The following is a 1528-nucleotide window of genomic DNA, read 5'->3' on the forward strand; positions in this document are numbered from 1 at the left end:
TGCCGGTTGCCGTGGGCGATGGGACGATTGCAGTCGGCGTGTTCGTGCCGGTTGCCGTGGGCGCAATCGTACTCGTAGGAGCCGTATTACTAAAGGGTGTGTCAGTCGACCAGTGTTGTGCTGCACCACCTGATCGGGGCTTTAACTCGCCAGTATTCACCCCACCAGGTGCACTATCGCCGATACGAACCCCCGACCCTTCATCAAAACGATAAAGAGCGACAGTATCGGCATCGATAGTGTGCGGTGCGGTTGGGCGGGCAAAGGTCGTCGTATAGCGTACTACCCGCGAAAAACGCAGGTCATCGAGCAGACCACTGTAATAACGACTACCAGGGTAGTCATGTTTTTCCGCTCCGAGCACCAAATACGGGTCGCTGTTCGGATAACTGGTTGTTCGATGTTCACGGTAATCAATCCTGCCCACTGCACCATTCACTTCGCCATCGAGTTGTCCGTCTATGAATAGGCGTATTTGACCGCTCTCGGCACGGGTGATCGCGATATGATGCCAGAGTCCGTCAGTAACTACCGTACTACCGATCAATAGTCGATCATCGCTGCTAACACTCACCCCAACGACGATCCTTTGATCACAGATGGCAACCCCGTAATCGCCATAATCACCTGCTCCAAAGACATCGCGATCAAGGATGATATTCCCGGTATACCATCCATTGGAACATGCGGGAGCATTGTTGTTGGAGGCAGTTGCTTTCATCCAGAACTCAATGGTGAATACGTTAACCAGATTGATCGGGTACGAAGTTGTCATTCGTCCATTGCTGTCAATCAATCCCAATGGTATTTTGACCCGATCACCGTCATTGGTATCGCTGCCGTAAAAGCGCACCGAATACCCATTTTGGGACTGGGTTACGTGTGCAGGCTGTAATGTTCCGAACAGAAACGCTGTAACCAGCAGGCCCGATAGCGTGGAACTGAACGTTCTGTAATACCATGGGTACGCCTCATAACACCCCATTTGCCCGCTCCATTCTGAGGTGAACATCACGACGCTTGTCCAAAACCCTTCTCCATCGGCTGAACTGGGATGTATACCCTTGAATAGGCGGTACCGTCTACATTCTTTATATGGCCCATGTGTTGTGGCCTCATTGAGCGAGTGTTGTCACCCTAGTCATCGCGATATCGAGATTCGTGACGCCTGTAGCCTAGCAAGATCGATTGAATAACAACTAAATCAAGTATCTGTCGATAGTGAACAAAATGTCATCGTCTACCAATTGCCATGTCGTTTCCGTGGTGACAGAGGGGCGAATACGGTTTTCGACCCTCTGCTGCTAATTCGGGCAAACAGGCTCTGGACAAATACTCTTTGGGATAGTTGTCAGGTGCGAACGTTCATCAATGACCAGATAGCGACTGTAGCTATTGAACATAAGCGGTATGTAGTATCGATAAACAGTCGGTGCAGAAATAGCTGTTGGAACTGGTGTGCGGGTCGCCGTCGCCGTGTTGGTCGCCGTCGGTGTGTTCGTCGGCGTGTTCGTCGGCGTGTTGGTCG

2 protein-coding genes are annotated in these 1528 nt (G+C 51.2%); both read right to left on the minus strand.

Going from position 1 to position 1528, the window contains the following annotated elements; all coding sequences use genetic code 11:
* On the minus strand, positions 1-853 hold an 853-nt coding region (locus tag JE47_RS0120125; protein WP_236631327.1), incomplete at its 3' end, for a LamG domain-containing protein.
* 451 nt (positions 854-1304) lie between these two features.
* Positions 1305-1528: hypothetical protein (locus JE47_RS21475; protein WP_152556127.1), on the minus strand; the 224-nt coding region annotated here is incomplete at its 5' end.

The organism is Chloroflexus sp. MS-G (assembly GCF_000735195.1).
Classification (GTDB): domain Bacteria; phylum Chloroflexota; class Chloroflexia; order Chloroflexales; family Chloroflexaceae; genus Chloroflexus.